9 protein-coding genes are annotated in these 13,010 nt (G+C 60.9%); 3 read left to right on the top strand and 6 right to left on the bottom strand.

The genetic code is table 11. The features are described from left to right. Position 1: 1 nt before the first annotated feature. Together GA0061103_RS11065 and GA0061103_RS11060 are read right to left on the bottom strand one after the other, a co-directional pair. On the bottom strand, positions 2-3,457 hold the full coding sequence (locus GA0061103_RS11065) for an ATP-binding protein (protein WP_092710862.1): 3,456 nt from the start codon (positions 3,455-3,457) through the stop codon (positions 2-4). Further along, positions 3,457-4,701 carry a metallophosphoesterase family protein gene (locus tag GA0061103_RS11060; protein ID WP_092710859.1) on the bottom strand — a complete coding sequence of 415 codons (1,245 nt, stop codon included), beginning with the start codon at positions 4,699-4,701 and terminating at the stop codon, positions 3,457-3,459. The genes GA0061103_RS11065 and GA0061103_RS11060 overlap by 1 nt, the downstream gene beginning before the upstream one ends. 220 nt (positions 4,702-4,921) lie before the next feature. Here GA0061103_RS11060 and GA0061103_RS11055 point away from each other — a divergent pair, with 220 nt between their 5' ends. Together GA0061103_RS11055 and GA0061103_RS11050 are read left to right on the top strand one after the other, a co-directional pair. Further along, entirely contained in the window at positions 4,922-5,908 is a 987-nt protein-coding gene (locus GA0061103_RS11055) for an aldo/keto reductase (protein WP_092710856.1), read from the top strand. 146 nt (positions 5,909-6,054) lie between these two features. Next, the gene (locus tag GA0061103_RS11050; RefSeq protein WP_092710853.1) at positions 6,055-6,792 is read left to right on the top strand and encodes an SDR family oxidoreductase; all 738 of its coding nucleotides are present in this window, start codon (positions 6,055-6,057) and stop codon (positions 6,790-6,792) included. A gap of 114 nt (positions 6,793-6,906) precedes the next feature. Here GA0061103_RS11050 and GA0061103_RS11045 read toward each other — a convergent pair whose 3' ends face one another. Continuing rightward, positions 6,907-7,425 carry a winged helix-turn-helix transcriptional regulator gene (locus GA0061103_RS11045; RefSeq protein WP_092710850.1) on the bottom strand — a complete coding sequence of 173 codons (519 nt, stop codon included), beginning with the start codon at positions 7,423-7,425 and terminating at the stop codon, positions 6,907-6,909. A gap of 89 nt (positions 7,426-7,514) precedes the next feature. Between GA0061103_RS11045 and GA0061103_RS11040 the strand changes: the two genes are divergently transcribed. Next, complete coding sequence (locus GA0061103_RS11040; protein WP_092711254.1) at positions 7,515-8,156, top strand: dihydrofolate reductase family protein; 642 nt, start codon at positions 7,515-7,517, stop codon at positions 8,154-8,156. A 209-nt stretch (positions 8,157-8,365) separates the two neighbouring features. Here the strand turns inward: GA0061103_RS11040 and hupB are convergent, their stop codons facing one another. The 3 genes from hupB to clpX all read right to left on the bottom strand — a co-directional run bounded on the left by hupB (position 8,366) and on the right by clpX (position 12,963). Beyond that, a complete protein-coding gene (gene hupB / locus GA0061103_RS11035) occupies positions 8,366-8,641 on the bottom strand; it encodes a DNA-binding protein HupB (RefSeq protein ID WP_015339480.1) in 276 nt (91 codons plus the stop codon). Between the two features lie 203 nt (positions 8,642-8,844). After that, positions 8,845-11,265 (bottom strand): endopeptidase La, encoded by a 2,421-nt coding sequence (gene lon / locus GA0061103_RS11030; RefSeq protein WP_092710847.1) that lies wholly within the window; start codon positions 11,263-11,265, stop codon positions 8,845-8,847. A 420-nt stretch (positions 11,266-11,685) separates the two neighbouring features. Further along, positions 11,686-12,963, bottom strand: coding sequence for an ATP-dependent Clp protease ATP-binding subunit ClpX (gene clpX, locus GA0061103_RS11025; RefSeq protein ID WP_047627083.1), 1,278 nt, complete (start codon positions 12,961-12,963; stop codon positions 11,686-11,688). Positions 12,964-13,010: the final 47 nt, after the last annotated feature.

Genomic DNA, 13,010 nt, shown 5'->3' with positions numbered 1-13,010 from the left:
GTCAGAGCTGTATCAGATCGAGATCTTTGCCGATCTCGCTTTTGGCAATGTCGACCACGCTTCTCTCATGGGTAAAGAGGATTGTCTGGAAGCGATCGGCCGTTGCGGCCAGCACCTGCAGACCGGCCCGAACGCGCTCGTCATCGAAGGTCTGGAAGATGTCGTCGACGATCAACGGCGCCGGCTCGTTGCGGGCGGAATAATCCTCGAGGAATGCCAGCCGCAAGGCGAGATAAAGCTGGTCGCCCGTGCCCTCGCTCAGACCGTCGAGCGGCACGCGTTCGCCGGCCGCACGTTCCGCCAGCAGCTGCAGCGCGTCGCTTTCATCATGGGCTTCGACGAGGCGGGAAAAGCGGCCACCCGTCAACTGCGAGAACAGCTCGCCGGCACGCCGGATGACGGGATCGGCCTGCTTCTCGCGATAGGCCTCCATCGAACCGGCGAGCATGCGGACCGCAATCTTCAGCACGACCCATTGCCGCGCGAGATCCTTTGCCTCCTGCTCGGCCGACAGCTTCTCGAAAACTGCGTATTCGGCACTGGCGCCCGTTTCCAGCGCCTGTCGTTGCCGGCGATTCTCCGCCAGCCGCGCCGAAAGTTCGCCGTGCACGGCGAACTGCCGCTGATCTTCCTCGGTCAATCGCTCGATTTCGAGATCGGCCGCAACGCGTTCGAAGCCGGCTAGCTCAGCGCGGAGTTCGTCTTCGGCCTTGCCGTCGGCCTGCTGACGGAAACGATCTCGGCTTTCGATGAGCCGCGCGGTCAGACGCATGCGTTCGCGCAGGCGAGAGAGGAGTGCCGGCAGATCTTCGACACCGCCGATCTCGGCGGTCAGTTCGCCTAGACCGGCGGCGATGGCGGCAAGCGCAGCCTCCTGGCGGACTACAAGCCCTTCCCCGCGCTGGCGCTCCTCTTCCAGGCCGTCGCGCTTCTTCAGTTCGCCCCGCATGGCGTTGACGCGCGTGTGCAGCGCCTCGGCAGCAGCATCCGGCGGCAGATGATCCAGCTCATAGCCGCTATTGGCGCCAAGGGTCGCCAGTCGCCGCTCGAAATCCGCCATGTCGCGCCGCATGCCGTTGACCCGGCGCAGGCGGTTTTCGCGCTCCGCCAGGACATCGGGCAGTTCCTGCCATGCCTTCAAGGCGGCATTCGCCATGTCCAGCGTCGTGTCGGATGGCAGACCGAGCAGCTCCACGGCCTTGGCGAATGCGCCGCGCCAATCGGTGTGCTGCCGTTCCAAGCTCTGTTGCTGGTCGTCGAACCGGGCCAGTCTTTCACGCGCCGCGCCGATCTCCCCTTCCCGCGTGCGGCTTTCGCTCCAGCGTTCGGACAGAAGGCGCAGATGCTTGCGCAGACCTTCCGCAATCGCTGCCGGCGGAAGGCGGCCGCTCTTATAGCCGGTTGCCTCGACGATATCCTGCAGGGCCGGCAAAACGCGGCCTTCCGCTAGCGCATTCTCGTCGCGCTGATCAAGCAGATCGCGCAAAGCCTTGCGCTCGCGCCGCAGCAGCTCTACTCCGCGCCGCCACTCGAGCATCGTCGAAGGATCGAGCGCATCGATACCGCAGGGCTCGAAAAGGGCTGCGAAGGCTTCCTGTGCATCCTTCAGTGCCTTCTCGAAGCCCTTGAGCCGACCGGAAGCCTCCTCCCGCTCCTGCAGCAGACGTGCCTGCCGCAAACGATAGTCGGCGTGGCGCGCGACACGATCCGCATCGCTCAGGGCGGCATCGGCCAGACGGTCCGCCTCGGCCACACTGACGGTCAATTCCGCAAGAATCTTCGCTTCCGGGGCCGCGTCGCCCTTCCACTTTTCCTGGACGGACGACCATTGCGCATCACGGCTTTCGCGCGCGGCAATGATCTGCTCGCGCGTGACAACCGGCCCGGTGCGCTCGGCATCCGCGAGGATTCGTTCTATCTCCGCCAGCTGCTCATCACAGGTCTGAAGCTTGCCGGTAGCGTCGCGCACTTTCGATCGAGCGGCATCGATCGCATCACGATATCCCGTAATCTCCGTCGCTTCCGGCAGCGGTACCGCGAACAATATATCAATGTCACCGATCGGTGGCTGCAGTCGTCCGGCCGCCTCATGGAGATCGGCCTCGGTGCGGCGTATCTGGGTTTCCAGCCCATCGAGGCGAGCCAAGGCGGAGAGGTCGCCGCCCAAAGCCTCAAGCTGGTCAGTATAGGGTCTCGGATCGATCAGCCGCCCGTTGAGGCTGTCCCTCTCCAGAGCGGTAAGCTGCTTGCGCTCGCTGTCGGATTGTTCGGCAAGCGATTGCATCTGCCGCGCAAGCTGCCGGCCCTGCTCCACCAGTTCGGACAGACGCGCGCGATCGATGTCGCTCGGCTGCTGTCGTTCCAGCTCGGCCTCAGCAAGACCGAGACGGCGGGCGAGCTGCGAAAGCGTCGTGTCGTAACCGGCGAGCTCCTGATCGACACGCGGCAGATCATACCGCTGGGCACGGTAGTTGCCGGTATCGGCAAAGAGCTGCGTGATATCGCCCGACATCTGCAACAGCGTTTCATCCACCTGGATACGCGAGAGATCCTCCTCCGCTCGCAGAACGGCTTGCCGAGCCCGCCGTAGCTCCTCTTCGCTCGTCTGTTTATCGCGCAGATTCTGCTCAAGCTTGTCGGCAAAGCCATCGGGGATCGCGGCGAGATCGGAAAGGTTATCGAGTGCGAGGGTTTCCGCATCGATTTCCGATAACAGGGGCTGCAGGGTCTTCAACCGCTTAAGCCGATCCAGCGCCTCGCGCGTGCCGCGGCGCTCCGCCTGCAGACGTTCCAGCTCCGTCTCCAGCTCGGCCGCTTCGGCAAGCAACTTCTTCCAGTCGCCGGATTTCAGCTCGTTATCCCGCTCTGCCTTGCGCGCATCTTCGTAGCGGTCGAGAGCCCGATAGAAGCCGCGATCCTTCGAGCGTCTGGCCGCATAGATGCCGTCGGCCTCCGCTTCCAGCGACTGGCGCAGGCGGGACAGACCAGTCAGACCGGAAGCGGCGGAAAACAATAAGCTGCCGATCTCGCCGCCGCTGCGCAGCATGGCGGTCGCGCCCTGCCGCAGTCGCTGCGAATCGAGACCGAAGGCGCGCTCGAAGACATCGCGGCTGAGATTGCCGAGGAAGGGCGAAAGCGCATCCTCGGCAAGTGGCGTCTCCTTATCGTCGGGCGCGAGAAGCGTGCCCTTGCGGCCGCGACGGCGGCGGAAATTCAGCTTTGCGCCATCGCGGGCGCTGATATCGGCGCCGATCCGCAATGTTCCGGGTTCGTGCAAGAAGCTCTGCTCGGCGGCGGTGGGGAAGCCGAAGAGAAGATCGGAGATCGCGCTCAGAGCCGAAGATTTGCCCGCCTCGTTCGGACCATAGATCACATGCAGCCGCGCACCGGGGCGAAAATCGATTGCGCGATCGGTCAGCGCGCCATAGCGGAGAATATCGAGCCGGGTAAAGCGCATCAGGCTGCTCCCTGCCCGCGCGCCAGCAGCAGTTGCCGCGCCTCTTCGATGAGGGCTTCCATGCTGTCGTCCAGCGGCTGTTCCGTCGCACCGAGGCCGCCCGGCAGACGCACGGCGATCTCGTCGACCAGCCGACCGGCTTCGGCGGCAATATCGGCATTACCGGCATTACCGGCATGCTCCGCCAGAAGCTGATGCAGGTCCAGAGCGCCGTCCGCATCCGCGGTTTTCTCCGGCGGCGCTTCCAGCTTCAGTTCGAGCTTTTCCAGCCAGATATCCTCATGCACGCGATGGCAAGCGGCCTCCACCTCGTCACGCCATTGCTGGCGATTGGCAGCTATCGAGCCCTGCAGCGGCGTTACCCCGGAAAGCCGTACGCGCAATGCGGTCATGCGCCCCGCCATGTCATCGACCAAAGGCTGCACCGCCTGCTCCACATGACGCAGGATCGCTGCCTGATCGTCCTCCGGTCCAACCACAATATCGACTTGCGCGAAACGCGCCTCATCGACGATCAGACGTTCATGGTCGATCCGCCCGTCTTCGACCGTCACCAGCACCGCGCCCTTGGCGCCGCGCTCGCGAATATTGCGGCCCTGCAGATTGCCAGGAAAAATGACGAGCGGGTCCTGTGCCACCACTTCAAAGTCGTGCACATGACCGAGCGCCCAGTAGTCATAGCCGCGCGAGCGCAGATCATCGACCGAGCACGGCGCATAGGGCGCGTGCGGCTCGCGGCCGGTGAGCGAGGTGTGGAGAATGCCGATGTTGAACCAGCCGGAGACGGGTGCGGGATAGGTGATCGCCAGATTGTCGTTGGCCGAGCGCTCGGCAAAGCCCTGGCCATGCAGCGCCACCTTCAGCGCCTCCAGCCGGACGCTTCCCGGCTTGCTGGTCGGAAACTCATGAACGTTTGGCGGCAAGGTGATGGTCTTGGTGATGACGCTTGCCGCATCGTGATTGCCGCGCAGCAGGTAGACCGGAATGCCCGCGCGCTCCAGCCGTGCCATCTCGCGATTGAAGAACAGGCCGATCTTGTTGTCCTTCCAGTCGCCGTCATAGACATCGCCGGCAATGACGAAGAAATCGACGCGCTTTTCGATCGCCAAGCCGACAAGCGTGGAGAAGGCCTTGCGGCTGGCTTCGACGAAGACCGCAGCGACGGCGGCATCCTTCAAGGCCAGCCCCTGAAACGGGCTGCCAAGGTGCAGATCAGCGGCATGGATGAAGCTGAAAGAGGGCATGGGCTCCGATAGCGGTCAGATTCCGGTCTCTCCTTTTAAGGAAACAGAGGCGCCATGAATACCGCGTCGACGCCTTCATCCAATGGTTTCGTCAGCAGATCCGGGCTATCTATTCCTGGGTCACGCGATTGCGATCCTCGATCGCCAATGTGCGCTTGTGGCCCTGTCGGGCGGCTGCTACTGCGCTATCATCTTACGAATGAAAGAGAGGAGACTTCTCATGAGACATCATGCTTTTGGACGGACGCCCTTTATCGTGACGGATGTCGGCTTCGGGGCCTGGCAGATCGGCGGCGCGTGGGGCGATGTCAGCGAGGCCGATGGCCGCGCAGCGCTGAACGCCGCCCTCGATGCCGGCATGACCTTCATCGACACCGCCGACGTCTATGGCGATGGCCGCTCGGAAAAGATCATTGCCGATGTCCTGAAGGCGCGCGGCGGTGAGCGTCCAATGGTGGCGACCAAGGCCGGCCGACGGCTGAGCCCGCATGTGGCCGACGGCTATACCAAGGCCAATCTCGAAGGCTTCATCGATCGCAGCCTGAAGAACCTCGGCGCCGAAAGCCTGGATCTGGTCCAGCTTCATTGCCCGCCGACCGAAGCTCTCTATCGACCGGAGGTTTTCGCTGGGCTCGACGAGTTGCAGAAGGCCGGGAAGATCAGGGGATACGGCGTCAGCGTCGAAAAGGTTGAGGAAGCACTGAAGGCGATCGAGTATCCGGGCGTGCTCAGCATCCAGATCATCTATAACATCTTCCGCCAGCGTCCCGACCACCTGTTTTTCAAGGAAGCCAAGCGTAAGAACGTGGCCGTCATCGCCCGCGTGCCGCTGGCTTCCGGCCTGCTCTCCGGCAAGATCACCCGTGACACGCAGTTCGCCAGCGACGACCACCGCAATTTCAACCGCCATGGCGAAGCCTTCGATGTCGGCGAGACCTTTGCCGGCGTGCCGTTCGAAGTCGGTCTCCAGGCGGTAGAAGAAGTGCGCAAGCTGGTTCCGGCTGGCGCTAGCATGGCGGCCTTTGCGCTGCGCTGGATCCTGATGAACGATGCCGTCACCGTCGTCATCCCCGGTGCCCGCAATGCCGAGCAGGCAAAGGCCAATGCGGCTGCAGCCGATCTCGCTCCGCTCTCCGCCGATGTCATGGCGGCGACGCGCGAGATCTACGAGCGCCTGATCGCGCCGCATGTTCATCATCGCTGGTAACATCCATATCTGAAATGGGTGGCCGGAACATGCTTTCGGCCACCATGGGCATATTGTTCCGTAGGTGCAGAGACAGCATCAATATGCCACTGCCCAAGCTTGATGCCATTGAGGAAAAGGGGCCGGACAGGCCCAGGAGGAATGTCATGAAAGTAGCGCTGGTAACGGGCGCCTCTCGCGGTCTCGGTGCGGTGATCGCCTTGGAGCTTGCCGGGGTTGGCTGGGCCGTCGCCGTCAACTATGCGAGCGACACTCAGGGGGCCGAGAAGATCGTCGATACCATTCGGCAGCGTGGTGGGCAGGCTTATGCCGCAAAATTCAGCGTGATCGACAAGGACCAGCTTGCGGACGGTCTGGAAAAGATCAGGGCATCGCTCGGACCGGTCGATCTCATCGTCAACAACGCCACAGGCCCTCAGCCGGAAATGCCGCTCATGGAGCAATCCTGGCGGACCTACCTCGACCAGCTCGAATTCTTCGTCAAGGCGCCGCTGGAACTGCTGCAAGCCGTGCTGCCGGACTGGCGGGCGCGCAAGTCGGGCCGCGTCATCAACATCGGTTCCGAAGTGGCGGAGCTCGGCAATCCGAATTTCGGCAATTATGCTGCCGCCAAGGGCGCTATGCTGTCGATGACGCGCTCCTGGGCGAGAGAGCTCGCGCCGGAAGGCATCACCGTCAATCTCATCGCGCCTGGCTGGATTCCGGTCGAGCGTCATGCCGATGCGTCCCAGCAAGCGAAGGATGGTTATCTCGCGCAGACGCCGATGGCCCATTTCGGCAAGCCGGAAGACATCGCCGACGCCGTCGTCTTTCTCGCATCGAGCAAGGCGGATTTCATCACGGGCCAGAAACTTGCCGTCAACGGCGGCCGGACGCTGCTCTGACGCCGCCGGGCAAAGAAACGGTCTTGCTACTATTTGGTACGATTGGCGGACACTCCGGTTCCTGCGCACAGTCATCGAACCGGAGCATTCCGCCGTTAGCGGCGTAAAACGATCTCACTCTTTGCGTTCCATTTTTGCGCGGACCTCGAGAAAGGCGTTTGTAAGACTTATCAAGACGGGCGATGTGACACTCCCATTTGCTCCGCCGATCGGGTCCGCAATGTGAATGTTTCTAAGATCGTTCATGAAGTCGTCCCAAAGGGCCGGTCCGCCTTTTTCAAGAAGTTCGGCGCGGATGCTCAGGTCTTCGCTGACGGGCAGATGCCTCCTGCCCCAGGCGCCGATCATGGCGATCATCGGCACAAGCTGAATCGCCGGTTCCGTCAGACTGTAAATCGCCTTCTGACTGTGGCTGGGATCGTCCAGTTTGGTGATCAAGCCGAGTGAAACGAGACGCTTTAGGCGCGCGGCAAGTATATTGGAGGCAATCCCCTCCTCGGACCGATTGAGCAGTTCGCGAAAATGCCGGCGATTGCCGAACATGATGTCCCGAATGACGATCAGGCTCCAGCGATCCCCCAACACTTCCATTGTCAGGTTGATCGGGCACCCCGACCGCCGCTCGATATCCATATTCGCTTCCTTTGGTGAATCGATTGCAATGTAGGACGAGCCATGCTACCACACAACCAGTTGCAAATTGCAATTAGATGGAGGACGGCATGTCGAAAGTTCGTGTTGCAGGATTCTCGCTCTCGATCGATGGCTTCGGGGCTGGACCGGAGCAAAGCCTGAATGACCCCTTGGGCAAGCGCGGGCCGGAATTGTTTGAGTGGTTTTTCCCGACCCAGACATTCCAGGCGATGTTCGGCAAAGAGGGTGAAACCGAAGGTGCCGATGCGAAATACGCGGCATTGGCGAATACCGGTTTTGGTGCCTTCATCCTCGGCCGCAATATGTTCGGCCCCATTCGCGACGAATGGCCCGATGAAAACTGGAAAGGCTGGTGGGGCGACAATCCGCCCTATCACGCACCGACCTACATCCTGACCCATTATCCGCGCGAGCCGATCGTCATGGAAGGTGGTACGACCTTTTATTTCGTCACGGGCGGGATCGAGGAGGCGCTCACGCAGGCCAAGGCCGCAGCAGGAGGCAAGGATATCAAGATCGGCGGCGGTGTCAGCACGGTGCGCCAATATCTCCAGGCGGGCTTGGTCGACGAGATACACTATGCCATTTCGCCAGTCCTGCTCGGGAAAGGCGAGACAATGTTTGCCGGCATAGACCTGCCTTCGCTCGGCTTTCATGTCACCGCCCACGAGGCGACGGCGAAAGCCACGCACATCCTCTTGAAGAAATGAGGCCATCATATCGTTGGCCATCTGCGCGCGCTGGAGCCACCCGCTTTGACGACGTCGCGAATATTCGCATCTCCTGTCAACTACTCGCCCGGCCCAGTATTGAACTTTCAGAGCATAATGCGACATGAGACCATAAAAAAGGGCCCGCTTTTGCGGGCCCCAATCTTGTCCACCCGCAAGGCTAAAGCCTCGCAGCGGGTGAAAACGAATTAGCTGTTGACCGAGTCCTTCAGGCCCTTGCCGGGCGTGAACTTCGGTACGTTACGGGCAGGAATATCGACCTCGGCGCCGGTGGACGGGTTACGGCCCTTGGTGGCTGCACGGTGGGAAACGGTGAAGCTGCCGAAACCAGCAAGGCGAATGTCGCCGCCCTTCTTCAGTTCGGCCTGGACAGTATCGAAAACAGCGTCGACAGCGGAAGCAGCGTCAGCCTTCGTGATACCGGCCTTCTCGGCCACTGCGGACACGAGCTCATTCTTGTTCATGTTTCCACCCCTTTCTCTGGTATGAAACGACTTATCAGTAAGCGGGGCGCAAAATAGCAATGCTCTTACCCGCCGCAACCCCAAAAGCCCTGCAAATCAAGGAAAAGCAAGCGTTGCCATACGCTTTTCACAAAAAAAGACCGGCAAAAATGCCGGTCTTTTCGTCCATTTACGTCAATTCGACAGAATTGAGGCGAAGGGGCTCAATGAGCGATGGTAGAACCCACGTCGTCGACGCCTTCGACCGTTGCGATCACGGGCGTTTCGACGGTGCCATCCCATTCGATCGGCTCGGGACGGCGAACAAGCGCGTGCTTGATTACCTCGCCCATGCGCGACACGGGGATGATTTCCATGCTGTTCTTCACGTTGTCCGGAATCTCCGCCAGATCCTTGGCGTTTTCTTCCGGGATCAGCACCTTCTTGATGCCGCCACGCAGTGCTGCGAGCAGCTTTTCCTTCAGGCCGCCGATCGGCAGCACACGGCCGCGCAGCGTGATTTCACCCGTCATGGCCACATCCTTGGAAACCGGGATGCCGGTCATGATCGAGACGATCGCGGTTGCCATGGCGACACCGGCCGACGGACCATCCTTCGGCGTCGCACCTTCCGGCACGTGCACGTGGATGTCGCTCTTGTCGAAGAGCGGCGGCTTGATGCCGAAATCGACAGCGCGCGAGCGGACGTAAGACGCCGCCGCCGAGATCGATTCCTTCATGACTTCCTTCAGGTTGCCGGTGACCGTCATGCGGCCCTTGCCCGGCATCATCACGCCTTCGATCGTCAGCAGCTCGCCGCCGACTTCGGTCCAGGCGAGACCGGTGACAACACCGACCTGATCGTCGCGCTCGGCTTCACCATGGCGGAAGCGCGGCACGCCGAGATAGTCCGGGACATTCTCAGCCGTGACGGCAACCGACTTCACCTTGCCCTTGATGATCTCGGTGACCGCCTTGCGGGCGAGCTTCATCAATTCGCGCTCGAAGTTACGCACGCCGGCTTCGCGGGTGTACTGCTGGATGATGACCATCAGGGCGCCGTCGGTGACCGAAAACTCGTTCGGCTGCAACGCATGTTCCTTGATGGCCTTCGGCAGCAGGTGCCGCTTGGCGATCTCGCGCTTTTCGTCTTCGGTGTAACCGGCGATACGGATGATTTCCATGCGGTCCATCAGCGGCGCAGGAATATTCAGCGTATTCGCCGTCGTTATGAACATCACGTCCGACAGGTCGTATTCGACTTCCAGGTAGTGATCCATGAAGGTCGAGTTCTGCGCCGGGTCCAGCACCTCAAGCAGGGCCGAAGACGGATCGCCGCGATAGTCCTGGCCGAGCTTGTCGATCTCGTCGAGCAGGAACAGCGGGTTGGACTTCTTTGCCTTCTTCATCGACTGGATGACCTTGCCGGGCATCGAGCCGATATAGGTGCGGCGATGACCGCGGATCTCGGCTTCGTCGCGAACGCCGCCAAGCGCCATGCGGACATACTCACGGCCGGTCGCCTTGGCGATCGACTGGGCGAGCGAGGTCTTGCCGACACCCGGAGGGCCGACGAGGCACAGGATCGGGCCTTTGATCTTCGTCGCGCGAGCCTGGACGGCCAGATATTCGACGATGCGCTCCTTGACCTTGTCGAGGCCGAAATGATCCGCTTCGAGGATTTTCTCGGCATTGTTCAGATCAGCCTTGACCTTCGACTTCTTGTGCCAGGGGATGCCCAGCAGCCAGTCGAGGTAGTTGCGCACCACGGTCGCCTCGGCCGACATCGGGCTCATCTGCCGGAGCTTCTTCAGCTCGGCATCGGCCTTTTCCTTGGCTTCCTTCGACAGCTTGGTCTTGGAGATACGCTCTTCCAGTTCGGCCATCTCGTCACGGCCTTCCTCGCCGTCACCGAGCTCCTTCTGGATCGCCTTCATCTGCTCGTTCAGATAGTATTCGCGCTGCGTCTTCTCCATCTGGCGCTTGACGCGCGAGCGGATGCGCTTCTCGACCTGCAGAACCGAAATCTCGCCTTCCATGAAGCCGAGCGCCTTCTCCAGGCGAGCCTTGACGCTGGTGGTTTCCAGCATCTCCTGCTTTTCGGTGATCTTGATCGACAGATGCGATGCAACGGTATCAGCCAGCTTCGAATAATCGTCGATCTGGCTGGCAGCGCCAACCACTTCCGGCGAGATCTTCTTGTTGAGCTTCACATAGCTCTCGAATTCGGAAACGACCGAGCGGCTCAAAGCTTCGAGCTCGACCTGGTCTTCTTCCGGCTCATGCAGGATATGGCCGAGGGCTTCGTAGAAGTCTTCACGACCGGTGTATTCGTCGATCTCTGCGCGCGCACGGCCTTCCACCAGCACCTTGACGGTGCCGTCGGGCAGTTTCAGCAGCTGCAGGACATTTGCAACGGTACCGACCTTATGGATGGCGTCCGGCGCGGGATCATCATCGCTGGCATTGATTTGGGTGACCAGCATGATCTGCTTGTCCGAACCCATGACCTCTTCCAGCGCGCGAATGGATTTCTCCCGTCCGACGAACAGAGGCACGATCATGTGGGGGAAGACCACGATGTCGCGCAACGGCAGTACCGGATAGGCAATGCTGTCGTGTGTCGCAGACGTTTTCTTACTCATGTCATTTCCTTTCCGTCGTCCCGTTCCCGGGCTCTCTGCCGGCTGGGGGGATTTAGCCGGCTCTCTCACTTGGTAAACAAGTGGAGCTTCACATTGCCTATTTCAAGTCACAGGAAACGCCCGCCATAAGACGACGATCCCGCGTATTCGCGAGGAGGAACGCAACAACAAAACACCAGAGCCAGGCAACTCCAACACTGCCGGCGACGCTAAAATCCGAAGAAAAAACGCCAGGCCCGCACCCTGTCAGCCTAATGCTCCAGAATCATGCCATCATGGCTGCAGCAGGGGCTCTTCACAACCGCTTCCGACGGCATTCCAATAAGCTTATCCAAGACTTTATCAGCAAACTGTACGATTTTTCAAACAGAAAGGGGCTCGTCGATGACGAGCCCCCGATTCGTGATCACGGATGATGGATCAGGCCGTTGCGTTGGCCTTTTCCTCCTGCCGGTCAGCATAGATGTAGAGCGGACGGGCGGAACCGCGAACCACTTCCTCGGAAATGACCACTTCGCGCACGCCTTCCAGGGCCGGCAGCTCGAACATGGTGTCGAGGAGGATCTTCTCCATGATGGAGCGCAGGCCACGAGCACCCGTCTTGCGGACGATCGCCTTGCGAGCGATTTCACGCAGCGCATCCTCGTGGAAGGTCAGCTCGACGTCTTCCATTTCGAACAGGCGCTGATACTGCTTCACCAGCGCGTTCTTCGGCTCGGACAGGATCTGGATCAGCGCATCCTCGTCGAGGTCCTCCAGCGTCGCCAGAACGGGCAGACGGCCGATGAATTCCGGGATGAGGCCGAACTTCACCAGATCTTCCGGCTCCAGCTCGCGCAGCACTTCGCCGACGCGGCGGTCATCCGGCGCCTTGACGGTCGCGCCGAAGCCGATTGAGGTCTTCTCGCCGCGGGCGGAGATGATCTTGTCGAGGCCGGCGAAAGCGCCGCCGCAGATGAAGAGGATGTTGGTCGTGTCCACCTGCAGGAATTCCTGCTGCGGATGCTTGCGGCCACCCTGCGGGGGAACGGAAGCCACCGTGCCTTCCATGATCTTCAGAAGCGCCTGCTGCACGCCCTCGCCCGACACGTCGCGCGTGATCGACGGATTGTCCGACTTGCGGGAAATCTTGTCGACTTCGTCGATGTAGACGATGCCGCGCTGCGCACGCTCGACGTTGTAGTCGGCAGCCTGCAGCAGCTTCAGAATGATGTTTTCGACGTCTTCGCCGACGTAACCTGCCTCGGTCAGCGTCGTCGCATCGGCCATGGTGAAGGGAACGTCGATGATGCGGGCGAGCGTCTGGGCAAGATAGGTCTTGCCGCAGCCTGTCGGGCCGACAAGCATGATGTTCGACTTCGCCAGCTCGACGTCACCGTTCTTCGATGCGTGAGCGAGACGCTTGTAATGGTTGTGAACGGCAACGGAGAGGATCTTCTTCGCCTGCCGCTGGCCGATGACGTATTCGTCCAGAACCTTGATGATGTCCTGCGGGGTCGGAACACCGTCACGAGACTTCACCATCGAGGATTTGTTTTCCTCGCGGATGATGTCCATGCATAGCTCGACGCACTCGTCGCAGATGAATACGGTCGGTCCGGCAATCAACTTCCGGACTTCATGCTGGCTCTTACCGCAGAACGAACAATAAAGCGTGTTCTTTGAGTCGCCGCCGTTGCTGCCGCTGACTTTGCTCATATCACTTTCCTTCCAGCACGCCGCAAATTTCCAGATCGAAATCGCGG

Source organism: Martinezella multihospitum, assembly GCF_900094585.1.
Lineage (GTDB): Bacteria > Pseudomonadota > Alphaproteobacteria > Rhizobiales > Rhizobiaceae > Rhizobium > Rhizobium multihospitium.
The sequence above is the reverse complement of the archived record's forward strand: the minus strand, read 5'-3'. Positions and strand labels throughout refer to the sequence as shown.

Coding starts and splice junctions, on each gene's coding strand:
- GA0061103_RS11065 (WP_092710862.1), bottom strand. CDS start 3,457: ATGCGCTTTACCCGGCTCGATATTCTCCGCTATGGCGCGCTGACCGAT.
- GA0061103_RS11060 (WP_092710859.1), bottom strand. CDS start 4,701: ATGCCCTCTTTCAGCTTCATCCATGCCGCTGATCTGCACCTTGGCAGC.
- GA0061103_RS11055 (WP_092710856.1), top strand. CDS start 4,922: ATGAGACATCATGCTTTTGGACGGACGCCCTTTATCGTGACGGATGTC.
- GA0061103_RS11050 (WP_092710853.1), top strand. CDS start 6,055: ATGAAAGTAGCGCTGGTAACGGGCGCCTCTCGCGGTCTCGGTGCGGTG.
- GA0061103_RS11045 (WP_092710850.1), bottom strand. CDS start 7,425: ATGGATATCGAGCGGCGGTCGGGGTGCCCGATCAACCTGACAATGGAA.
- GA0061103_RS11040 (WP_092711254.1), top strand. CDS start 7,515: ATGTCGAAAGTTCGTGTTGCAGGATTCTCGCTCTCGATCGATGGCTTC.
- hupB (WP_015339480.1), bottom strand. CDS start 8,641: ATGAACAAGAATGAGCTCGTGTCCGCAGTGGCCGAGAAGGCCGGTATC.
- lon (WP_092710847.1), bottom strand. CDS start 11,265: ATGAGTAAGAAAACGTCTGCGACACACGACAGCATTGCCTATCCGGTA.
- clpX (WP_047627083.1), bottom strand. CDS start 12,963: ATGAGCAAAGTCAGCGGCAGCAACGGCGGCGACTCAAAGAACACGCTT.